The sequence below is a fragment of the Bacillus sp. FJAT-27231 genome (assembly GCF_001183975.1).
Classification (GTDB): domain Bacteria; phylum Bacillota; class Bacilli; order Bacillales; family Domibacillaceae; genus Pseudobacillus; species Pseudobacillus wudalianchiensis.
On the sequence record NZ_LFZU01000001.1, the window covers coordinates 4,231,709 to 4,254,477 of the forward strand.

Consider the following 22,769-nt stretch of genomic DNA (forward strand, 5'->3'; position numbering starts at 1 on the left):
CCTTATAAGCCTTGCAAGGCAGCTTTTTTTATTGTTTAGGGCAGTCTAGCTGCCAGATAACGCCAAATTTATCCTGTAATTTAGCGTATGTAGAGCCCCAAAATGTATCTTGCAATTCCATTTGAATGGTTCCTTCTTGCTGTAACTTCTCATATACAGATTGGATTTCTTCTTTGCTCTCAAAAGTTAATGCCAGAGAAATATGGTTTCCGATCTGAACATCTTGTCCTGGAAAAGTGTCGGAGACCATTATAAGAAAATCTCCTTTACTTAAACGAGCATGCATCACTCGATCTGCCGCTTCCGGAGGCGTTGGATAATCTGCTTCTCCAAATGTTTGAAGTCTTTGTATTTCAGCTTGGAAGGCTTGTGCGTAAAAAGTAAGTGCTTCTTTGGCGTTGCCGTTAAATGTTAAATAAGGCGTAGCTTGTCCCTTCAATTCCATCACCTCTTTTTATTTTAATATGGAAAATATAGATGCACAGCTGAACATTGTCAACTTTAAAAAGAGAAAGACGTCAATAAACCGAGCAAGAAATTGCATAAAAAGCGATAAGATAAGAGGATACAAGAAAAAGCGGCAAAAAGAGCCGCTTTTTTTATAACGTATAGAAACTGACAAATGATAGGCAAAATAAAAAACCAGATCTCTGACAGACCGCTTGGATCCGTAGAAATCTGGTTTTTTTGCCGATGACCCGTACGGGATTCGAACCCGTGTTACCGCCGTGAAAGGGCGGTGTCTTAACCGCTTGACCAACGGGCCAATGTAAAAAATAGAATGATAAACATAGATTACGAGTTTGAATAGACAAGTAAAGCATAGCTGTCTACTTTTTCTAGAAGCTGATACAAAAACTCTATTAAATAAAATTTGGTTTTTAATAGCGGCGGAGGGGATCGAACCCCCGACCTCACGGGTATGAACCGTACGCTCTAGCCAGCTGAGCTACACCGCCATGATAAATAGAAATTCAAACACAATGACTATAATACTGAGGATAAACTGAGTTGTCAATCTCTTTTTTATGGTTTCTGAAAAAAGTGGCTTTTCTTGCTGTCGAACGGTTTTTTGACAAGCCTTCTCTTTTTGACAAACTTTGAAACTGTTGTTTTGTATAATGACAGCAAAGAAACGTGGATGGGAGTTGTTAACTGTGGAGAAAGCGGAAAGAAGTTTAACAGAGCCGGTCAATCATGTGGGATTAGAAGAGACGAAGGTGGAGGTATTCAAAGGGCTTAAACAGTTTTTTACTCATTTGCAAGTACTGCTGCTTGAAAAAGGGTTTATTTTACTGATTATAGGCTTTTTGTTAGGCCGAGCATTAATCTTGTCTCATTTAACGCCGTTTGGCCTTCCTTTTTTTGCCGCTGCTTTCATGCTAAGGCGTGACTGTGCACCACTTGCTTTGATAGGCTTGCTTGCCGGATCTTTAACCTTGTCCATTGAGCAAATGAGCTATTCCTTTTTTTCTATAGCTGTCTTCCTAGTCGTCTATCGAATGCTAAAAAACTTTCATAAAGAAGATATAGTGTCACTGCCATTTTTTGTTTTTTTTACGGCTATGGGGGTGAAAATAGGCTTTGCTTATTTTCAAAATGCCCAGCAATTTGTCCCTTATGATTTGTTAATGGCTGTAATTGAATCTTCTTTGGCCTTTGTACTTACACTCATCTTTATGCAAACGATTCCTTTTTTATCACTGAAAAAGCGAATTAAAGCATTAAAAACTGAAGAGATTGTCAGTTTGATTATTATGCTTGCTTCCATTACATCGGGTACGATCGGCTGGTCTCTCTATGGTTTATCGATTGAACACATCTTTTCTAGATATTTGGTGCTTATTTTCTCGTTTATTTCCGGCGCTGCGGTCGGGTCTACTGTCGGTGTAGTCACCGGACTGATCTTTAGTCTCGCCAGTGTTTCTAGTTTCTTTCAAATGAGCCTGCTTGCTTTCGCTGGTTTGCTTGGCGGATTGTTAAAAGAGTGGCGGAAAGCAGGAGCGGCAGGAGGGCTTATCATTGCCACCTTGCTCGCGGGAATGTACGGGGAGCAAGGTGTCCCTCTTACCCAAACATTGTATGAATCATTAGTGGCTGTGGCGCTCTTGTTTTTAACGCCTAAAATTCTTACCGATCAGCTCGCAAAGCTTATACCGGGGACAGCTGAGCATTCAAATGAACAGCAACAATATTTAAGGAAGATGCGGGATGTAACAGCGAGCAGGGTAGAACAATTCTCCGAAGTGTTCCAAGCGCTGTCAAAAAGTTTTTCTCAGTACAATATTGAAGCGCTGGATAATTACGAAGAGCGGGAGTTAGATATGTTTTTAAGCCATGTAACAGAAAAAACATGTCAAACATGCTTTAAGAAAGAACAGTGTTGGACAAAAAATTTCCACCACACTTATCATTTAATGAAAGATGTTCTGTATGAATTAGATGAAGGACAAGCAGGGTTAAGCCAAAGACTGGCAAGAGAGCTGGATACTCATTGTTTCCGCCCAGGCCGAGTGGAAGAAGCCATTAAGCAGCAGCTAACTTATTATCAGGCCAATCAAAAGTTAAAAAAGCAAGTTCATGATAGCCGGAAGCTTGTGGCAGAGCAGCTGCGAGGGGTTTCTGAAGTCATGAGTGACTTTGCGGATGAAATTCAACGGGAACGAGAAAATCATTACAATCAGGAAGAACAAATATTAGAAGCCATCGAGTCATTTGGATTGGAGATTGATTACGTCGATATATATAGTCTGCAAAAAAGCAATGTAGACATTGAAATTAGCCTGCCCGCTTCTTGCAATAACCATGGAGAATGTCAAAAGGTGATCGCCCCTATGCTCTCTGATATTTTAGGCGATAATGTCATCGTTCATAAGGAAGACTTTGAAGGGGGACCTGCTGGCATGTGCCATGTGATTTTCCGTTCTGCTAAAGCTTTTGCTGTACAAACGGGAGTAGCTCATGCGGCTAAGGGCGGCGGATTAGTTTCGGGAGACAGCTATTCCACCATTGAGCTCGGGGCAGGGAAATATGCTGTTGCGATTAGTGACGGAATGGGGAATGGAGAAAGGGCCCATTATGAGAGTCATGAAACGCTTCGGCTGCTGCAGCAAATTTTAAAATCAGGTATCGAGGAAAAGGTGGCTATTAAATCGGTCAACTCTATTCTGTCTTTGCGAACAACCGATGAAATTTTTTCCACTCTTGATCTTGTAATTATTGATTTGCAGGATGCCGTAGCTAACTTTTTAAAAGTAGGGTCGACACCAAGCTTTATTAAACGAGGCAGCAAAATAATGAAAATAGAAGCAAGCAATCTGCCAATCGGTATTTTACAGGAATTCGAAGTGGATGTAGTCAGTGAACAACTTAAGTCTGGAGACTTAATTATCATGATGAGTGACGGAATCTTTGAAGGGCCAAAAAATGTAGAAAACAAGGACCTGTGGATGAAGAGGAAAATACAAGAAATGGAAACGGATGACCCGCAAATGATTGCTGATTTACTTATTGAAGAAGTTATCCGGACAAGATCTGGAGAGATTGAAGATGATATGACGGTTGTAGTGGCAAAAGTAGAACACAACCTGCCAAAATGGACATCCATTCCAATGCAGTTCGGTTTTTCAAAAAAGAAAAAGAAAATTTCTTAAGATAGTGAATTTGCCCCTCTATAAGTATAATTTTCCTTCTTTGTGGCGAGGCTGGTCATAACTCGTGAAGGTTGGAGGGGTTATGATGAAACAAGGGACAATTAAGCAAATTTTGCTGCTAACGGATGGCTGCTCAAATCATGGAGAAGATCCAGTTGCTATGGCTGCTTTAGCCCGGGAGCAGGGAATTACCGTTAATGTTATTGGAATGATAGATGATCAAGCTACAGATCAGCGAGGACTTCAGGAAATTGATCAGATTGCTCTTTCAGGAGGAGGGATCAGTCAAACTGTTTATGCCAAGCAGCTTTCCCACACAGTGCAGATGGTGACAAGACAAGCTATGACGCAGACGCTGCAAGGAGTAGTGAATGAACAATTAAAGAAGATATTGAATAAGGATACTGGTATGGAGTCGTTGCCGCCGGATACGCGTGGCGAGGTAATGGAAGTAGTGGACGAGCTCGGTGAAACAGCTAACTTAGAGGTATTGATCTTAGTTGATACGAGCGCCAGTATGAAAAGCAAGCTGCCGACTGTAAAAGAAGCGTTGCTTGATTTGTCACTAAGCATGAATGCGAGAATGGGGAGCAATCTCTTTTCCTTATCAATATTTCCTGGGAAAAGAAAAGATACGGAACAGCTCCTTGACTGGACACCTAAGTTAGACTCCTTAACATCTCTGTTCTCGAAGCTGTCTCCGGGAGGATTAACACCAACTGGACCTGCTATTCGCGAAGCTATTTCCCAATTTAAAAAGAAACGAAGCAGGAAAGGCTGGTTATCAGGTGGCGATGAATACATCGAGAAATCAGTTTAATATTGGCCGGGGAGCTGTCATACATGGGAAATGGCATAGTCAAGCTTACTTGGTGGAGCGGCTGCTCGGCCGGGGAGCTACCGGTACAGTCTATTTAGTGAATGGGCCAGACGGGGCTGCTGCGCTGAAATTCAGTAACTCATTATCCATCACAGCTGAAATGAACGTTTTGAAGGCGTTTGCTAAGGTCCAGGGGTCTTCCCTTGGACCTTCTTTGTTAGATGCTGATGATTGGGAGAGCGGGTACGGAGTGCAGCCATTTTATGTGATGGAATACATACAGGGACCAACACTGTCTGCTTTTATTCGGATGAGAGGTTCATCATGGATTGGTGTTTTGCTGTTACAGCTGTTAGAAAACTTACAGACGCTTCACGAAGCTGGCTGGATCTTTGGTGATATTAAACCGGATAATTTAATCGTCTCAGGTCCGCCTTTTGCTCTCCGTTGTATAGATGTGGGCGGCACAACTAAAATGGGGCGGGCTATCAAAGAGTATACAGAATTTTTTGACAGGGGTTACTGGCGTGCAGGATCTAGAAAAGCAGAGCCTTCTTATGATTTATTTGCCGCTGCGATGGTAGCCATCAACCTAGTGTATCCAGAGCGATTTTCACGAAATGAGGAAGGCATAAAACAATTAGAAGCTAAAGTTAGGCAAAAGAGGGAGCTGCAAGCTATTGCTCCTGTATTAATAAAAGCGCTGCAAGGAAAGTATTCTTCCGCCAGTGCTATGCGAACAGAGCTGCTAGTTTCTCTTAATAGCGATACAAAGAAAAAAGAACCGGTAAATAGGAGGTCAGCTGTCCGTAAAAACAACGGAAGAGCGATTTATAAACAAAAGAGGAAAGAGCGGGGCTTATTTACTTTAGCGGCTGTTTTGCTTATTGCCGTTGTGTATGTCCTCTACGTGCTGACAGAACTGCTTATTTAAAGATAAACTTTTTCTTTTTGTTTGTTATCTTTAGAAAGTGTTAATATAGTCAATAAAAAGAGCAGGAAGAGGAATAGATGCTGGCATATGAAGAGAACGTTAAACAATTTATTACTCATCACGAATTAATCAGCAAGGGCGACAAAATTGCTGTCGGTGTATCAGGCGGTCCAGATTCTTTATCGTTGCTTTCTTATTTGGAGAGAAAACGTAAAGAGTTCAATATTGAAGTGTTTGCTCTCCATTTGGATCATATGTTCAGAGGAGAGGAGTCTTACCGGGAGTTACAGTTTGTTGAACAATTTTGTGAAAGCAGAAAGATTCCTTTTTATGCAGAAAGAATTAATATAGCAAAGGAATTGGAGGAAGAAGGCGGGGGCTTACAGGAAGTATCTCGTCGAGTACGATACGAATTTTTTGAGCGAGGCTTAGAGAAGTTTTCAGCTAACAAGCTGGCACTTGCCCATCATGGAGATGATCAGATAGAAACGGTTATGATGCAGCTCGTGAAAGGATCAAGCAGCCGAACAGGAATTCCTATTTGCAGAGCTTTCGGAAAGAGAGAAATTATTCGGCCGCTGCTTTCTGTAAACAAGGATATGATTGAAGAATATTGCCTTCATTATCAACTTAATCCACGCAGGGATCCAAGCAATGAGAAGCCTGTCTATACCCGTAACCGTTATCGACTTGAGCTGCTTCCTTTTTTAAAAGGGGAAAACCGCAAAGTTCATGAGCATTTCCAGAGATTTAGTGAAGAATTGAATGAAGATAACAGTTTTTTGGAAGAATTAACAAAGGAGAAAATGAAGAATATATGGCAAAAGGATGACAGTATGTCCTCCCTTGAAATTGAGAGCTTTCAGTCAATGCCTTTGCCTTTACAAAAAAGAGGGATTCATCTAATATTAAACTATCTTTATAAAGGAAAAAAGCCCTTCTCTTACATACATATTCAACAGATTTTACAGCTTTTAAAGGAAGACAAATCCTCATGGAAATTGGACTTGCCGCATGGGCTGAAAGTCTGCCGGGAATACCAATTATGTGTCTTTAGATTTAAGGCTTCAGAAAAAAGGGAATATACTTTTAAGCTGAACTGTGGAGACCAGGTTTCTTGGCCGTATGGAGGCCAGTTTCTATTGACTGATAAAGCCCCCGAAGTGACGGGTGAATATGAATACATGATGCTTGAGGAGAAGGTGAAGCTCCCACTTTATATTCGAACAAGGAAAAAAGGCGATAAAATTCAGCCAAAGGGCATGAACGGGTCGAAAAAATTGAAAGACTTATTTATCGATGAGAAAGTGGTCCTTGCAAGGCGTGATCAGTGGCCAATCGTAACAGATAACGAGGGGAAACTGCTCTGGGTGCCTGGGTTGAAGAGATCTAGGTATGAAAAAGCCGGTTCTAATGGCAACCATTTAATATTAATTTATATACGCAATCACTTCTAGGAGGCTAACAAATTGTTAAATCAGGATATCGAGAAAGTACTGATTACCGAGGAAGAAATTCAAGAGACAGTGAAGGAGCTTGGTCGTCAGCTTACAGAAGAGTATAAAGATAAGTTTCCCCTCGTTATTGGAGTTTTAAAAGGGGCTTTGCCTTTCATGTCTGATTTGATTAAGCGCATGGATACTTATTTAGAAATGGACTTCATGGACGTTTCGAGTTATGGCCGCTCCACTACTTCATCAGGGGAAGTAAAGATTGTAAAGGATTTAGATACTTCAGTAGAAGGCAGAGATATACTAATCATTGAGGATATCATTGATAGTGGCTTGACGCTGAGCTATCTAGTGGAGCTTTTCCGATACAGAAAAGCAAAATCCATTAAAATTGTGACGCTTTTAGATAAGCCAACGGGCAGAAAGGCAAAGATTGAAGCTGACATCGTTGGGTTTAATGTGCCTGATGAATTCGTTGTCGGTTACGGACTTGACTTTGCAGAGAAATATCGAAACCTTCCTTATATCGGCGTTTTAAAACCGGAAGTATATACGGAAGAGGATAACGGTTAAGAAAGGTTGATCAGCATACATGAATAGGCCGATCTACATGCCAAATAGTTGTAATACCAAGATTTTCTATGATAGTATTGAATACAGTATTTTTACCGTGGGAGGAGGTAAGGGATGAGCCGAATTTTTCGTTACACCATATTTTATTTATTAGTTTTCCTTGTCATTATTGGGGTTGTCAGTTATTTCAATAACAATAATGAACCGAATAAGAATATAACGTACAATGAGTTTGTTTCCTATCTGGAAAAAGATCAGGTAGACTCATTCTCCATGCAGCCGGAAAGAGGGGTCTATGAAATTCGCGGGCAACTCAAGGGTGCACAAGAAGGTGAATTTTTTCTTACTTACGTAATGAACAGTGAGAATATGCTGAACCGCATTGATAATGCAGCAAAGGATTCTAAAGTAGAAATCTTGCCTGCCAAAGAGACCAGCGGCTGGGTATCTTTCTTCACAACAATTATTCCTTTCTTAATTATTTTCCTTTTGTTCTTCTTCTTATTGAATCAGGCGCAGGGCGGCGGCAGCCGAGTGATGAACTTCGGAAAAAGCAAAGCCCGCTTGTACAATGATGAAAAGAAAAAAGTACGCTTTAAAGATGTAGCAGGGGCAGATGAAGAAAAGCAAGAACTCGTAGAAGTAGTTGAGTTTTTAAAAGACCCACGTAAATTCTCCGAGTTGGGTGCAAGAATTCCAAAGGGAGTTCTTTTAGTTGGACCTCCGGGAACTGGTAAAACGTTGCTTGCACGAGCAGCAGCAGGAGAAGCAGGGGTACCGTTTTTCTCCATCAGTGGTTCTGATTTCGTAGAGATGTTCGTCGGGGTCGGGGCTTCCCGTGTACGTGATTTATTTGAAAACGCGAAAAAGAACGCTCCTTGTATCATTTTCATTGATGAGATTGATGCAGTAGGCCGTCAGCGTGGCGCCGGACTTGGTGGCGGACATGATGAACGCGAACAGACGTTGAATCAGCTTTTAGTTGAAATGGATGGGTTTAGTGCCAATGAAGGAATCATTATTATTGCTGCAACAAACCGTCCTGACATCTTAGACCCTGCCTTATTGCGTCCAGGTCGTTTTGACCGTCAAATTACAGTTGATCGTCCGGATGTAAATGGCCGTGAAGCGGTATTGCGTGTTCATGCGCGCAACAAGCCGCTTGATGACTCAATTGATTTAAAAGCTATTGCGATGAGAACACCAGGTTTCTCAGGTGCAGACCTTGAAAACTTACTAAACGAAGCAGCACTTGTAGCTGCCCGTCGCAATAAGAAGAAAATTGATATGCGTGATATTGACGAGGCGACAGATCGAGTGATCGCAGGACCTGCTAAAAAGAGCCGTGTTATTTCTCAGAAGGAGAGAAAGATTGTTGCTTTCCATGAAGCAGGGCATACTGTGATTGGTCTTGTGCTTGATGAAGCCGAAATGGTTCATAAAGTAACCATTGTTCCACGCGGCCAGGCTGGCGGCTATGCTGTTATGCTGCCGAAGGAAGACCGTTACTTTATGACAAAGCCGGAGCTTCTTGATAAAATCACCGGCTTGCTAGGTGGCCGTGTAGCCGAGGATATCATTTTTGGTGAAGTATCTACTGGTGCCCATAATGACTTCCAGCGCGCGACAGGCATCGCCCGCCGAATGGTAACTGAATTTGGAATGAGTGATAAACTCGGTCCGCTTCAATTTGGCCAGACTTCAGGCGGTCAAGTATTCCTTGGACGCGACTTTAATAACGAACAAAACTATTCAGATGCGATTGCGTATGAAATCGATCTTGAAATCCAAAGAATTATTAAAGAGTGTTACGAACGTGCGAAGAATATCTTAACTGAGAACCGCGATAAATTAGAGTTAATTGCTAATACTCTTCTTGATGTAGAAACGTTAGATGCTGCTCAAATTAAACATCTCGTTGACCATGGTACATTGCCAGAGCGCAAGTACGAAACGGATGAAGGAGCAGAAACGCTCAAGCTTTCTAAAGACGAGCAAATGGTTGTTAATGTACAGAAGAAGGAAGAACCTTCTGAAACTGACCATACTACACCTGTCTCGGAAGAGAAAGAACAGCAGCCGAATGATCGGGAAGATGACCCGAGAGTTTAATCGAAAACGTCGATTTCAATCAGCCTAATGCTGTACAGAAAAGATTTTTTGTATACTTTAGAGCGCCGATTGAATCGGCGTTTTTTTATTTTATGGGGAATGATAAACTAAAATAGGTTTTTTTATTTCGCAGGTTTGACCGTCTCTCGATTTTCACAGGATAAAATCGGGCCTATACCTTTTTAAAAAAATCCTTTGTTCTGGAAGGCATGACATAATGATGTCACCGCTTTTATGTGATATGATGAATGGCAGCAATAAAAGTTTAAATGAGTGTGGTGAGAGTCTTGATATTTGTGTTGGATGTAGGGAATACAAATACTGTGTTGGGCGTTTATGAAGAGGATGAGTTGAAATTTCACTGGCGGATTGAAACGAGCCGTAATAAAACAGAAGACGAATACGGCATGATAGTCAAAAATCTTTTTCAGCATGAGGGAATTACGTTTGATCAAATTGAAGGAATTATCATTTCTTCTGTAGTACCACCCATTATGTTTTCATTAGAACAAATGTGCCAGAAATATTTTAATATAAAGCCGATGATTGTTGGTCCGGGAATGAAAACCGGTTTAAATATCAAATATGAAAATCCGAGGGAAGTAGGGGCGGATCGGATTGTTAATGCAGTGGCCGCTATTCATGAATATGGCAGCCCTTTAATTATCGTAGATTTTGGAACTGCTACTACTTATTGTTATGTTGATGAAGAAGGCAACTATATGGGCGGTGCGATTGCCCCAGGAATTAATATTTCTACGGAGGCCCTTTATTCAAGAGCGGCTAAATTACCCCGTATAGAAATCATCAGACCCGATCATATTGTTGGTAAAAATACTGTAGCGGCCATGCAAGCTGGGATTCTGTATGGATACGTAGGCCAGGTAGATGGCATAGTGAACCGAATGAAAGAGCAGAGTAAAAAGCAGCCGACTGTAGTAGCAACTGGAGGACTGGCTCCTTTAATTGGAGAGGAAGCACAGTCAATTGATATTATTGATCCGCTATTAACGCTTAAAGGGTTATGCCTAATTTATAAACGCAACCTTTAAGAAGAAAGGAGTTTTCCTATGAAAGATTATTTAGTAAAAGCATTAGCCTTTGATGGCCAAGTGCGTGCTTATGCGGTAGATACAACAGAAACGATAAATGAAGCACAAAGAAGACATCATACATGGCCGACTGCTTCTGCTGCCATGGGCCGAGCGATGACAGCTGGTGTTATGATGGGTGCGATGCTAAAAGGTGAAGAAAAAATCACCATCAAAATAGAGGGTGGCGGTCCTATTGGAGCGATCCTTGTGGACGCCAATTCGAAAGGTAAAGTTCGTGGATACGTGACGAACCCGCAAACTCATTTTGACTTAAATGAGCATGGCAAGCTGGATGTACGCCGTGCAGTTGGAACAGATGGGCTGCTTACAGTCGTGAAGGATCTTGGTCTCCGTGAACACTTTAGCGGCCAGACTCCGATCGTTTCGGGAGAGCTTGGAGAGGATTTTACTTATTATTTTGTCGCTTCAGAACAAGTTCCGTCTGCTGTTGGGGTAGGGGTGCTTGTTAATCCAGATAACTCCATTTTAGCGGCAGGAGGGTTTATTGTTCAAATTATGCCAGGGGCAGAAGAAGAAGTGATTTCTTTAATTGAAGAGAAAGTTTCCAATATGACTCCGATTTCGAAGTTAATTGAACAAGGAATGTCTCCTGAAGAAATTCTTTATTATGTGTTGGGAAAAGAAAACGTAAAGATTCTTGAGCAAATGCCAGTCAGCTTTGAATGTACTTGCTCAAAAGAACGGTTCGGCAATGCAATGGTTAGTCTTGGAAAAGAGGAAATCCAAGAAATGATTGATGAAGACGGACAAGCAGAGGCCCAATGCCATTTCTGTAATGAGAAATATCTTTTCACAAGAGAAGAACTTGAAGAATTAAAAGAAGCTGCTTCTATTTAATCGAATAAACGGAAAAAACCTGCTGACAAAGAATGTTTTGCAGGTTTTTTCATAATTTGCTCGTATATTAAGAAGTAAAACGATTGACTTTTAGCAAAAAAATTGGTAAATTCTATATAACCAATAAAAATACTCGGTATTGAGGTGGATGAAATGGTACGTGTGGCAAATTCAGTGGCTGAACTAGTCGGCCAAACTCCTATTGTGAAATTAAATAATGTAGTAAGTGAAAATAGTGCAGATGTGTATTTAAAGCTAGAATACATGAATCCGGGAAGCAGTGTAAAAGATCGGATTGCCTTGGCAATGATCACAGCAGCAGAGAAAAGCGGCGGTCTTAAAAAAGGCGGAACGATCATTGAACCAACGAGCGGTAACACAGGAATCGGGCTCGCGATGATCGCAGCAGCAAAAGGATATCGTGCTATTTTAGTAATGCCGGAAACGATGAGTATGGAACGTCGTAATTTGCTTCGTGCTTATGGAGCAGAACTTGTGCTAACACCTGGCCCTGAAGGAATGAATGGAGCGATTCGCAAAGCAAAAGAACTTGCTGAAGAGCACGGTTATTTCATGCCGCAGCAATTTGAAAACGAAGCGAATCCAGAAATACACCGGAAAACAACAGGGAAAGAGATTGTTGAACAGATGGATCAATTGGATGCTTTTGTTTCCGGTATCGGTACAGGCGGAACGATCACAGGAGCCGGCCAAGTGTTGAAAGAAAAGTTTCCTGAAATAAAAATCTATGCAGTTGAGCCAGCTGATTCTCCAGTTCTTTCTGGTGGAAAGCCAGGTCCTCATAAGATTCAAGGGATCGGCGCTGGATTCGTTCCAAAAGTGCTAGACACGGAAGTGTATGATGAAGTCATTACAATCGAGAACGAACAAGCGTTTGAAACAGCTCGAAAAGTTGCTCGCGAAGAAGGAGTTCTAGGTGGAATTTCTTCAGGTGCGGCCATTGCTGCTGCATTGCAAGTAGCTGAAAAGCTAGGAAAAGGAAAGAAGGTACTTGCCATCATTCCAAGTAACGGAGAACGTTATTTAAGTACTCCATTGTATGATTTTGAGGAAAAGTAAAGAAATCGAAAAAGCAGGCTGAGAAATCAGCCTGTTTTTATTTTTGTATCGTTTAGACATGATAAAATAAAAAGGATTGAAAGATGGAAGGGGTAAAAAAATGAAAGTTTCAGCAGGAGCCTATGAACTAGATTTCACAAAAAAAACCTATATTATGGGTATTTTAAATACAACGCCTGATTCCTTTTCTGACGGCGGCCGTTTTAATGAGATAGAGACAGCTGTTCACCATGCAAAAGAGATGGTGAAGGATGGGGCTCATATTATTGATGTCGGCGGCGAATCTACGCGGCCAGGTTATACAGCTATTTCAGCAGAAGAGGAACTGGAGCGAGTCGTTCCTGTTATTGAGGCGGTCTCGTCCAGTATAGATGTACCACTTTCGATTGATACGTATAAAGCGGAAACTGCGAGACGGTCATTAGAAGCAGGAGCTCATATTATCAATGACATTTGGGGAGCGAAAAAAGATCCTGAGATCGCAGCCGTAGCAGCTGAAAAAAATGCTCCTATTATTCTTATGCATAATAGAGACGACATGAATTATGAATCCTTTATTAGGGATGTATTGCTTGATTTATATGACAGTATTAACATTGCCGTTAAAGCAGGTGTACCTGAAGAAAAGATTATTCTTGATCCTGGAATTGGATTTGCTAAAGATATGGACCAGCATATACTCATGCTGCAAAATCTAGATAAAGTGTCAGCTCTTGGATTTCCGGTACTTCTTGGTGCTTCTCGAAAAAGGATAGTGGGACATGTTCTGGACTTGCCGGTAAAAGAACGAATGGAAGGAACAGGGGCTATCTGTTGTTTCGGTATTGAAAAAGGCTGCCATATTCTTCGTGTTCATGATGTAAAGCCAATTAGCCGGATGGCAAAAATGATGGATGCAATCGTTGGGAAGGAGTGAAGGTATGGATAAAATTTATGTAACAGGTATGGAGTTTTATGGTTACCATGGAGTATTTCCGGAAGAAAACAAGCTTGGCCAGCGCTTTCGAGTGGACGCTGCACTCGACGTTTCTTTGCAAAAGGCCGGACAGTCAGACGACCTGGAAGATTCCGTGAATTACGGGGAGATTTATAAAGTATGCAAGGAAATCGTAGAGAACCGAACATTTAACTTATTGGAAGCGGTAGCTGAACATATTTCTTTCGCTCTGTTAGAAAGCTTTCCTAAAGTAGCAGCTTGTACGATTAAAGTCATTAAACCTGATCCGCCCATTCCTGGACATTACAATCATGTAGCTGTTGAAATAACGAGGAGAAGAACGAGAGATGAAGAATAAGGCCTTTTTATCGTTAGGAACTAATCTGGGAGATCGCTTTGCTAATTTACAAGCTGCGCTGCACTTACTTCAATCGTATGAAGCGGTTACAGTAGAAGTGCTTTCTTCTATTTATGAAACAGAGCCTGTTGGCTACACGGATCAGCCTGCTTTTTTAAACATGGTTATTCAAGTAACCACCTCTTTATCCGCAGAAGAGCTGCTTGATTTATGTTTATCTATTGAGCAAGAACTTGGTAGAATTAGGGAGTTTAAATGGGGTCCGCGAATAATAGACCTTGACATTTTAATGTATAATCAAGACAATATTGAATCAGAGAAACTTATCGTTCCGCACCCAAGAATGCATGAACGTGCTTTTGTACTTGTTCCTTTAATAGAAATAAACCCAAACATTTGTTCTCCGGAGAGTGATATGCCACTTGAAGAAGCACTTTCAAGTATTGAGGAAAGGAAAGGTGTGCGCCTGTGGAAACAGATCAATCGGGAAGACGAATTCGGGCTTTTAGGAAGCTGAAGGGTTTTACTCAAGAGCGATTGGCTCACCAGCTTGGAGTATCAGTTTCTGTTCTCGGTGAGGTGGAAAGAGGCAGTCGTCCGCTGTCAGATGAGTTATTGAAGGAAATATCGAAAGTTTTGCATATATCGACTGAGGAATTGTGTCCGCCGGAAAAAAACTAGAAAGGTGATCAGTATGTTAAAGATCGGAAACATCGAGATAAAGAATCCGGTTGTTCTTGCACCGATGGCGGGAGTTTGTAATTCTGCTTTTCGTCTGACAGTAAAAGAGTTTGGTGCCGGACTCGTTTGTGCCGAAATGGTTAGTGACAAAGGAATCGTTCTTCAGAATGAGAAAACGATGAACATGCTTTATATTGATGAAAGAGAAAAACCACTGAGCCTGCAGATCTTTGGAGGAGAGAAAGAGACGCTTGTACAAGCTGCAAGCTTTGTTGATAAAAATACAAATGCCGATATTATTGATATTAATATGGGCTGCCCTGTTCCTAAAATCACAAAATGTGATGCTGGAGCGAAATGGCTTCTTGATCCCAACAAGATTTACGAGATGGTAGCAGCTGTAGTAGATGCTGTTGACAAGCCCGTTACAGTTAAAATGCGAATGGGCTGGGATGAAGATCACATTTATGCAGTCGAAAATGCTCGGGCGGTAGAGAGAGCAGGCGGACAGGCAGTAGCTCTTCATGGACGGACTCGCGTTCAAATGTATGAAGGAACAGCAAACTGGGATATCATTAAAGAAGTAAAACAATCAGTCAACATCCCGGTAATCGGAAATGGCGACGTAGAAACTCCGCAGGACGCTAAGCGGATGCTGGAGGAAACAGGCGTGGATGGCGTTATGATTGGCCGCGCTGCCCTCGGTAACCCCTGGATGATTTATCGTACGGTCAAATTTTTAGAAACAGGCGAATTAATTGGAGAACCTACAGCACGTGAAAAAATAGACGTTTGTTTATTGCATCTCGATCGCCTTATTGCTTTAAAAAATGAAAATATTGCCGTGCGTGAAATGCGGAAGCATGCTGCCTGGTATTTAAAGGGTATTCGTGGCAATGCTAGTGTACGCAAGGAGGTCAATTCCTGCGAGACGAGAGAACAATTAGCCAGCTTGCTGTCTAAATTTGTTCAAGAAGTAGAAGAGAAAGAAGCGGCTGTTCAAGCCGGATAACTTGTAAGGGCGATCATAGGAATAGGAGTGAATAAAATGAGTGAGGAATTAAACGATCAGTTGCTGGTTAGAAGAGAAAAAATGCAGGCGCTAAGAGATAAAGGACTCGATCCTTTTGGCAAACGCTTTGAACGTACGCACACAGCCAAAGGCATTATTAGCGCTTATGAAGAGCTTTCTAAAGAAGAGCTAGAAGAAAAAGAAATAGAAGTGAAAATTGCTGGACGTATTATGACAAAGCGCGGAAAAGGAAAAGCAGGCTTTGCTCATGTACAAGACTTAACGGGACAAATCCAGATCTATGTGCGTAAAGATGCAATCGGAGACGAAGCGTATGAAATATTTAATATGACCGATCTCGGTGATCTTGTCGGCGTGACTGGTACAATTTTTAAAACAAAAGTGGGAGAGCTGTCGATCAAAGTCAGCCAGTATGAATTCCTGACAAAGGCTTTGCGTCCGCTTCCTGACAAGTTCCATGGATTAAAAGACGTTGAACAGCGTTATCGACAACGTTATTTAGATTTAATTATGAGTCCAGAAAGTCAGCAGACGTTTATCACTCGCAGCCGCATCATTCAGTCAATGAGACGTTATTTAGACGATCATGGCTATTTAGAGGTAGAAACACCAATGATGCATTCCATCGCGGGGGGAGCTTCAGCACGTCCATTTATTACGCATCATAATGCGCTTGATATGGAGCTTTATATGCGTATTGCGATCGAACTTCATTTAAAGCGCCTAATCGTCGGTGGTATGGAAAAAGTATATGAAATCGGCCGTGTATTCAGAAATGAAGGCGTTTCTACTCGTCACAATCCAGAATTTACGATGATTGAATTATATGAAGCCTACGCGGATTATCAAGATATTATGCGTTTGACGGAAAACTTAATCGCTCACATTGCACGGGAGGTACATGGTACTACAACGGTCACTTATGGGGAATATGAAGTGAATCTAGAACCACAATGGCGCCGTTTGCATATGGTGGATGCTGTTAAAGAATATACAGGTGTGGATTTCTGGCAGGAAATGACGGATGAACAAGCCCGTGCACTAGCTAAAGAGCATGGCATTGAATATAAAGAAACAATGCAATACGGACACATTGTTAATGAGTTCTTTGAACAAAAAGTAGAGGAAAAACTAATCCAGCCTACGTTCATTTATGGTCACCCAGTTGAAATCTCTCCTCTTGCGAAGAAAAATGAGGAAGATCCACGTTTTACAGATCGTTTTGAGTTATTTATTGTAGGACGCGAGCATGCGAACGCGTTTACGGAACTAAATGATCCGATCGATCAGCGTGAACGCTTTGAAGCGCAATTGAAAGAACGAGAGCAAGGAAACGATGAAGCACATGAAATGGATGATGACTTCATCGAAGCATTGGAATACGGACTGCCGCCAACAGGTGGACTAGGTATAGGAGTTGACCGTCTTGTTATGCTGTTAACAAACTCTCCTTCTATTCGAGACGTACTTCTCTTCCCATTAATGAGACATAGAGATTAATTTCTAAAGGATCGCTTCTGGCGATCCTTTATTTTTTGAAAAAAAGAGCAGCATAAGGTTTAAAGGATAACTTTTTAGGTTAAATAAACTATTTTAAAAAAGTACTTGCATACGAGAAAAAGAGATGGTATATTTATATTCGTTGCTAACGACGAACATCATTCGATTAAAAAACATTTGAAAAAAGTTGTTGACAACGAAGTTGGAAAATGATATATTTAAGAGGTCGCCAAAAACGACAAAAGAAAAATTGATCTTTGAAAACTGAACAAAATACATGCCAGTAAGTTAATTCTTATTTTTAATTATGAGCAAGTCAAACATCTTTTTGGAGAGTTTGATCCTGGCTCAGGACGAACGCTGGCGGCGTGCCTAATACATGCAAGTCGAGCGGACTTGACGGAGCTTGCTCTGTTCAAGTTAGCGGCGGACGGGTGAGTAACACGTGGGTAACCTGCCTGTAAGACTGGGATAACTCCGGGAAACCGGGGCTAATACCGGATATTCTTTCTTCTCCGCATGGAGAAGGATGGAAAGGCGGCTTCGGCTGTCACTTACAGATGGACCCGCGGCGCATTAGCTAGTTGGTGGGGTAATGGCCCACCAAGGCGACGATGCGTAGCCGACCTGAGAGGGTGATCGGCCACACTGGGACTGAGACACGGCCCAGACTCCTACGGGAGGCAGCAGTAGGGAATCTTCCGCAATGGACGAAAGTCTGACGGAGCAACGCCGCGTGAGTGAAGAAGGTTTTCGGATCGTAAAGCTCTGTTGTTAGGGAAGAACAAGTACGGGAGTAACTGTCCGTACCTTGACGGTACCTAACCAGAAAGCCACGGCTAACTACGTGCCAGCAGCCGCGGTAATACGTAGGTGGCAAGCGTTGTCCGGAATTATTGGGCGTAAAGCGCGCGCAGGCGGCTTCTTAAGTCTGATGTGAAAGCCCACGGCTCAACCGTGGAGGGTCATTGGAAACTGGGAGGCTTGAGTGCAGAAGAGGAGAGCGGAATTCCACGTGTAGCGGTGAAATGCGTAGAGATGTGGAGGAACACCAGTGGCGAAGGCGGCTCTCTGGTCTGTAACTGACGCTGAGGCGCGAAAGCGTGGGGAGCGAACAGGATTAGATACCCTGGTAGTCCACGCCGTAAACGATGAGTGCTAAGTGTTGGAGGGTTTCCGCCCTTCAGTGCTGCAGCTAACGCATTAAGCACTCCGCCTGGGGAGTACGGTCGCAAGACTGAAACTCAAAGGAATTGACGGGGGCCCGCACAAGCGGTGGAGCATGTGGTTTAATTCGAAGCAACGCGAAGAACCTTACCAGGTCTTGACATCCCGCTGACCGGTCTGGAGACAGATCTTTCCCTTCGGGGACAGCGGTGACAGGTGGTGCATGGTTGTCGTCAGCTCGTGTCGTGAGATGTTGGGTTAAGTCCCGCAACGAGCGCAACCCTTGATCTTAGTTGCCAGCATTCAGTTGGGCACTCTAAGGTGACTGCCGGTGACAAACCGGAGGAAGGTGGGGATGACGTCAAATCATCATGCCCCTTATGACCTGGGCTACACACGTGCTACAATGGATGGTACAAAGGGCTGCAAGACCGCAAGGTTTAGCCAATCCCATAAAACCATTCTCAGTTCGGATTGCAGGCTGCAACTCGCCTGCATGAAGCCGGAATCGCTAGTAATCGCGGATCAGCATGCCGCGGTGAATACGTTCCCGGGCCTTGTACACACCGCCCGTCACACCACGAGAGTTTGCAACACCCGAAGTCGGTGGGGTAACCCTTACGGGAGCCAGCCGCCTAAGGTGGGGCAGATGATTGGGGTGAAGTCGTAACAAGGTAGCCGTATCGGAAGGTGCGGCTGGATCACCTCCTTTCTAAGGAAATTGTGAAATGTGACAGGCTCGTCCCCACAGAGTAGCAACAGAGAACATCGTTCTCACAAACGAATTAACGGCACTGTTTTTTGTTCAGTTTTGAAGGATGAATTCCTTCTATATAGGTAAGCAAACTTGTTCTTTGAAAACTGGATAATATCGTATAAAAGTAACCAAGCAATAACCGAGTAATCGCCATTTTAGGTATTTTTCAAAGAAAGAAGAGAAGCAAGCAGTTCTAGGAAGCAACTGAGTGACTGACCGAGCGTATTTGCATACGTGAGGGAAGGAATGAAGGAAGCTGACGACGAAATGCCAAGCTTTATTTTTTCTTAGGTTAAGTTAGAAAGGGCGCACGGTGGATGCCTTGGCACTAGGAGCCGAAGAAGGACGGGACTAACTCCGATATGCTCCGGGGAGCTGTAAGTAAGCATGGATCCGGAGATTTCCGAATGGGGAAACCCACTGTTCGTAATGGAACAGTATCCCTGCCTGAATACATAGGGCAGGAGAAGGCATACCCGGGGAACTGAAACATCTAAGTACCTGGAGGAAGAGAAAGCAAACGCGATTCCCTGAGTAGCGGCGAGCGAAACGGGAACAGCCCAAACCAGAAGGCTTGCCTTCTGGGGTTGTAGGACACTCTATACGGAGTTACAAAAGAACGGTGTAGGCGAAGAGGTCTGGAAAGGCCCATCAGAGAAGGTAACAATCCTGTAGCTGAAACATCGTTCTCTCCAGAGTGGATCCTGAGTACGGCGGAACACGTGAAATTCCGTCGGAATCCGGGAGGACCATCTCCCAAGGCTAAATACTCCCTAGTGACCGATAGTGAACCAGTACCGTGAGGGAAAGGTGAAAAGCACCCCGGAAGGGGAGTGAAAGAGAACCTGAAACCGTGTGCCTACAAGTAGTCAGAGCCCGTTAATGGGTGATGGCGTGCCTTTTGTAGAATGAACCGGCGAGTTGCGATTTCATGCGAGGTTAAGCCGTAAAGGCGGAGCCGCAGCGAAAGCGAGTCTGAATAGGGCGTATGAGTATGAGGTCGCAGACCCGAAACCAGGTGATCTACCCATGTCCAGGGTGAAGGTAAGGTAACACTTACTGGAGGCCCGAACCCACGCACGTTGAAAAGTGCGGGGATGAGGTGTGGGTAGCGGTGAAATTCCAATCGAACCTGGAGATAGCTGGTTCTCTCCGAAATAGCTTTAGGGCTAGCCTCAAGGGAAGAGTCTTGGAGGTAGAGCACTGTTTGGACTAGGGGCCCCCCTCGGGTTACCGAATTCAGACAAACTCCGAATGCCAAAGACTTATCCTTGGGAGTCAGACTGCGAGTGATAAGATCCGTAGTCAAGAGGGAAACAGCCCAGACCACCAGCTAAGGTCCCCAAGTATACGTTAAGTGGAAAAGGATGTGGAGTTGCTTAGACAACCAGGATGTTGGCTTAGAAGCAGCCACCATTTAAAGAGTGCGTAATAGCTCACTGGTCGAGTGACTCTGCGCCGAAAATGTACCGGGGCTAAACGTATCACCGAAGCTGTGGATGGACACCATGTGGTGTCCGTGGTAGGAGAGCGTTCTAAGGGCTGTGAAGCAGGACCGGAAGGACCTGTGGAGCGCTTAGAAGTGAGAATGCCGGTATGAGTAGCGAAAGAAGGGTGAGAATCCCTTCCACCGAATGCCTAAGGTTTCCTGAGGAAGGCTCGTCCTCTCAGGGTTAGTCGGGACCTAAGCCGAGGCCGATAGGCGTAGGCGATGGACAACAGGTTGATATTCCTGTACCACCTCTTCACCATTTGAGCAATGGGGGGACGCAGGAGGATAGGGCAAGCGCACAGTTGGTTGTGCGTCCAAGCAGTTAGGCCGGTGACGAGGCAAATCCCGTCACCATCAAGGCGGAGCTGTGACGGCGAGGGAAATTTAGTACCGAAGTTCCTGATTCCACACTGCCAAGAAAAGCCTCTAGCGAGGTGAAAGGTGCCCGTACCGCAAACCGACACAGGTAGGCGAGGAGAGAATCCTAAGGTGAGCGAGTGAACTCTCGTTAAGGAACTCGGCAAAATGACCCCGTAACTTCGGGAGAAGGGGTGCTCTTTGGGGTGCATAGCCCTGAGGAGCCGCAGTGAATAGGCCCAGGCGACTGTTTAGCAAAAACACAGGTCTCTGCGAAGCCGTAAGGCGAAGTATAGGGGCTGACGCCTGCCCGGTGCTGGAAGGTTAAGAGGAGGGGTTAGCTCACGCGAAGCTCTGAATTGAAGCCCCAGTAAACGGCGGCCGTAACTATAACGGTCCTAAGGTAGCGAAATTCCTTGTCGGGTAAGTTCCGACCCGCACGAAAGGCGTAACGATCTGGGCACTGTCTCAACGAGAGACTCGGTGAAATTATAGTACCTGTGAAGATGCAGGTTACCCGCGACAGGACGGAAAGACCCCGTGGAGCTTTACTGCAGCCTGATATTGAATTTCGGCACAGCTTGTACAGGATAGGTAGGAGCCTTTGAAACCGGAGCGCCAGCTTCGGTGGAGGCGTCGGTGGGATACTACCCTGGCTGTGTTGAACTTCTAACCCGCACCCGTGATCCGGGTGGGAGACAGTGTCAGGCGGGCAGTTTGACTGGGGCGGTCGCCTCCTAAAGAGTAACGGAGGCGCCCAAAGGTTCCCTCAGAATGGTTGGAAATCATTCGCAGAGTGTAAAGGCACAAGGGAGCTTGACTGCGAGACCTACAAGTCGAGCAGGGACGAAAGTCGGGCTTAGTGATCCGGTGGTTCCGCATGGAAGGGCCATCGCTCAACGGATAAAAGCTACCCCGGGGATAACAGGCTTATCTCCCCCAAGAGTCCACATCGACGGGGAGGTTTGGCACCTCGATGTCGGCTCATCGCATCCTGGGGCTGTAGTCGGTCCCAAGGGTTGGGCTGTTCGCCCATTAAAGCGGTACGCGAGCTGGGTTCAGAACGTCGTGAGACAGTTCGGTCCCTATCCGTCGCGGGCGCAGGAAATTTGAGAGGAGCTGTCCTTAGTACGAGAGGACCGGGATGGACGCACCGCTGGTGTACCAGTTGTCTTGCCAAAGGCATCGCTGGGTAGCTATGTGCGGACGGGATAAGTGCTGAAAGCATCTAAGCATGAAGCCCCCCTCAAGATGAGATTTCCCATAGCGCAAGCTAGTAAGATCCCTGAAAGATGATCAGGTAGATAGGTTCGGGGTGGAAGCGTGGCGACACGTGGAGCTGACGAATACTAATCGATCGAGGACTTAACCAAGAACTAAACGCCGCACGGCGTAAAAGCAATAAACCATGGCACGGTATTGCCGGTTACTGAAACATATTATCCAGTTTTGAAAGAATAAACTCTTTCAACTTTATAGAGTCTGGTGGCGATAGCGAAGAGGTCACACCCGTTCCCATCCCGAACACGGAAGTTAAGCTCTTCAGCGCCGATGGTAGTGAGGGGCTTCCCCTTGTGAGAGTAGGACGTTGCCAGGCATACATATTGGAGGATTAGCTCAGCTGGGAGAGCACCTGCCTTACAAGCAGGGGGTCGGCGGTTCGAACCCGTCATCCTCCACCATACTTATTAATACGTACATGCCGGTGTAGCTCAATTGGTAGAGCAACTGACTTGTAATCAGTAGGTTGGGGGTTCAAGTCCTCTTGCCGGCATTTTACCTTGTTTAACTCGTCTTCATAAGACGAGCCATTAGCTCAGTCGGTAGAGCATCTGACTTTTAATCAGAGGGTCGAAGGTTCGAGTCCTTCATGGCTCACCATTTATATGCGGGTGTGGCGGAATTGGCAGAC

At 44.1% G+C, this 22,769-nt stretch carries 16 protein-coding genes, 5 tRNA genes and 3 rRNA genes; 21 read left to right on the top strand and 3 right to left on the bottom strand.

The window, feature by feature from the left end:
- Positions 1 to 28 precede the first annotated feature (28 nt).
- The 3 genes from AC623_RS20230 to AC623_RS20240 all read right to left on the bottom strand — a co-directional run bounded on the left by AC623_RS20230 (position 29) and on the right by AC623_RS20240 (position 959).
- The gene (locus tag AC623_RS20230) at positions 29 to 445 is read right to left on the bottom strand and encodes a VOC family protein (protein ID WP_331457013.1); all 417 of its coding nucleotides are present in this window, start codon (positions 443 to 445) and stop codon (positions 29 to 31) included.
- A gap of 249 nt (positions 446 to 694) precedes the next feature.
- Positions 695 to 766 (bottom strand) — tRNA-Glu (locus AC623_RS20235).
- Positions 767 to 885: 119 nt separating this feature from the next.
- Positions 886 to 959, bottom strand: a tRNA-Met gene (locus AC623_RS20240).
- Positions 960 to 1,157: 198 nt separating this feature from the next.
- On the opposite strand from AC623_RS20240, the gene spoIIE reads away from it, so the two are divergent.
- The 21 genes from spoIIE (at position 1,158) to AC623_RS20340 (ending at position 22,738) form a co-directional block, all read left to right on the top strand.
- Positions 1,158 to 3,653 carry a stage II sporulation protein E gene (gene spoIIE, locus AC623_RS20245; RefSeq protein ID WP_049666067.1) on the top strand — a complete coding sequence of 832 codons (2,496 nt, stop codon included), beginning with the start codon at positions 1,158 to 1,160 and terminating at the stop codon, positions 3,651 to 3,653.
- A gap of 85 nt (positions 3,654 to 3,738) precedes the next feature.
- Positions 3,739 to 4,473, top strand: coding sequence for a VWA domain-containing protein (locus AC623_RS20250; RefSeq protein ID WP_049666068.1), 735 nt, complete (start codon positions 3,739 to 3,741; stop codon positions 4,471 to 4,473).
- On the top strand, positions 4,448 to 5,407 hold the full coding sequence (locus AC623_RS20255; RefSeq protein ID WP_049666069.1) for a protein kinase domain-containing protein: 960 nt from the start codon (positions 4,448 to 4,450) through the stop codon (positions 5,405 to 5,407). Before AC623_RS20250 ends, AC623_RS20255 begins: the two co-directional genes overlap by 26 nt.
- 77 nt (positions 5,408 to 5,484) lie before the next feature.
- Positions 5,485 to 6,864 (top strand): tRNA lysidine(34) synthetase TilS, encoded by a 1,380-nt coding sequence (gene tilS, locus AC623_RS20260; RefSeq protein WP_049666071.1) that lies wholly within the window; start codon positions 5,485 to 5,487, stop codon positions 6,862 to 6,864.
- 12 nt (positions 6,865 to 6,876) lie between these two features.
- Positions 6,877 to 7,431: a hypoxanthine phosphoribosyltransferase gene (gene hpt, locus AC623_RS20265; protein WP_049666072.1), complete on the top strand. Its 555-nt coding sequence runs from the start codon at positions 6,877 to 6,879 to the stop codon at positions 7,429 to 7,431.
- A gap of 114 nt (positions 7,432 to 7,545) precedes the next feature.
- Positions 7,546 to 9,543, top strand: a complete 1,998-nt coding sequence (gene ftsH / locus AC623_RS20270) for an ATP-dependent zinc metalloprotease FtsH (RefSeq protein WP_049666074.1) — start codon at positions 7,546 to 7,548, stop codon at positions 9,541 to 9,543.
- Between the two features lie 287 nt (positions 9,544 to 9,830).
- Positions 9,831 to 10,595, top strand: coding sequence for a type III pantothenate kinase (locus AC623_RS20275; protein WP_049666078.1), 765 nt, complete (start codon positions 9,831 to 9,833; stop codon positions 10,593 to 10,595).
- An 18-nt stretch (positions 10,596 to 10,613) separates the two neighbouring features.
- Entirely contained in the window at positions 10,614 to 11,495 is an 882-nt protein-coding gene (hslO, locus tag AC623_RS20280; protein ID WP_049666080.1) for an Hsp33 family molecular chaperone HslO, read from the top strand.
- 153 nt (positions 11,496 to 11,648) lie between these two features.
- Complete coding sequence (gene cysK / locus AC623_RS20285; protein ID WP_049666084.1) at positions 11,649 to 12,575, top strand: cysteine synthase A; 927 nt, start codon at positions 11,649 to 11,651, stop codon at positions 12,573 to 12,575.
- A gap of 100 nt (positions 12,576 to 12,675) precedes the next feature.
- Positions 12,676 to 13,491, top strand: a complete 816-nt coding sequence (folP, locus tag AC623_RS20290) for a dihydropteroate synthase (RefSeq protein WP_049666088.1) — start codon at positions 12,676 to 12,678, stop codon at positions 13,489 to 13,491.
- 4 nt (positions 13,492 to 13,495) lie between these two features.
- A complete protein-coding gene (gene folB / locus AC623_RS20295; RefSeq protein ID WP_049666090.1) occupies positions 13,496 to 13,870 on the top strand; it encodes a dihydroneopterin aldolase in 375 nt (124 codons plus the stop codon).
- Positions 13,860 to 14,387 (top strand): 2-amino-4-hydroxy-6-hydroxymethyldihydropteridine diphosphokinase, encoded by a 528-nt coding sequence (folK, locus tag AC623_RS20300; protein ID WP_049666093.1) that lies wholly within the window; start codon positions 13,860 to 13,862, stop codon positions 14,385 to 14,387. Before folB ends, folK begins: the two co-directional genes overlap by 11 nt.
- Complete coding sequence (locus tag AC623_RS21305) at positions 14,339 to 14,551, top strand: helix-turn-helix domain-containing protein (protein WP_077247261.1); 213 nt, start codon at positions 14,339 to 14,341, stop codon at positions 14,549 to 14,551. Before folK ends, AC623_RS21305 begins: the two co-directional genes overlap by 49 nt.
- Before the next feature lie 13 nt (positions 14,552 to 14,564).
- Positions 14,565 to 15,563 (top strand): tRNA dihydrouridine synthase DusB, encoded by a 999-nt coding sequence (gene dusB, locus AC623_RS20305; RefSeq protein ID WP_049666096.1) that lies wholly within the window; start codon positions 14,565 to 14,567, stop codon positions 15,561 to 15,563.
- Positions 15,564 to 15,599: 36 nt separating this feature from the next.
- Positions 15,600 to 17,084 (top strand): lysine--tRNA ligase, encoded by a 1,485-nt coding sequence (gene lysS / locus AC623_RS20310; RefSeq protein ID WP_049666101.1) that lies wholly within the window; start codon positions 15,600 to 15,602, stop codon positions 17,082 to 17,084.
- Between the two features lie 325 nt (positions 17,085 to 17,409).
- Positions 17,410 to 18,963, top strand: a 16S ribosomal RNA gene (locus tag AC623_RS20315).
- Between the two features lie 335 nt (positions 18,964 to 19,298).
- A 23S ribosomal RNA gene (locus tag AC623_RS20320) occupies positions 19,299 to 22,230 on the top strand.
- A gap of 108 nt (positions 22,231 to 22,338) precedes the next feature.
- Positions 22,339 to 22,454, top strand: a 5S ribosomal RNA gene (gene rrf / locus AC623_RS20325).
- The 16S, 23S and 5S rRNA genes sit together here with 3 tRNA genes alongside, the layout of an rRNA operon.
- Positions 22,455 to 22,463: 9 nt before the next feature.
- Positions 22,464 to 22,539: transfer RNA gene (locus AC623_RS20330), tRNA-Val, on the top strand.
- 19 nt (positions 22,540 to 22,558) lie between these two features.
- Positions 22,559 to 22,631 (top strand) — tRNA-Thr (locus AC623_RS20335).
- A gap of 31 nt (positions 22,632 to 22,662) precedes the next feature.
- A tRNA-Lys gene (locus AC623_RS20340) sits at positions 22,663 to 22,738 on the top strand.
- The last annotated feature ends 31 nt before the right edge of the window (positions 22,739 to 22,769 follow it).